The following is a 383-nucleotide window of genomic DNA, read 5'->3' as shown; positions in this document are numbered from 1 at the left end:
GCCGGCAGGTGACGTGCGCGGGCTGCATCTGTTTGGATGCTCTTCATGAGCCGACGGTCTCTGGAACGCGCGATGGCGACGTACACCTCCCGCTATCCCCGCACGCGGCGGCGTACGGACGACATGGTGCGCAAGGTGCGTTCGATCATCGACGACGCCGGCATCAACTATCTGTCGATCACGGGGCGCGCGAAGTCGCCGGCATCGTTCTCGGACAAGGTCGCTCGACGTGCGAGCGAGTTGGGGCACACCGATTTCGATCCGGCGCTCGACATCACCGATCAGGTCGGCGTCCGCATCATCACGTACGTGCACAGCGACATCGAGCCCGTCGCACAGTTGCTCGCGGAGAACTTCACGGTGCTCGAGGATCGCGACATGGG

The 383-nt window shown here is 64.2% G+C and carries 1 pseudogene; it reads left to right on the top strand.

The window, feature by feature from the left end:
- Positions 1–72: 72 nt before the first annotated feature.
- A pseudogene (locus D7W79_RS43025) lies at positions 73–383 on the top strand (DUF429 domain-containing protein); the annotation flags it as partial.

The organism is Corallococcus exercitus, from assembly GCF_003611585.1.
Lineage (GTDB): Bacteria > Myxococcota > Myxococcia > Myxococcales > Myxococcaceae > Corallococcus > Corallococcus exercitus.
Note: the sequence above shows the minus strand (reverse complement) of the source record. Positions and strands in the feature narration are given on the sequence as shown.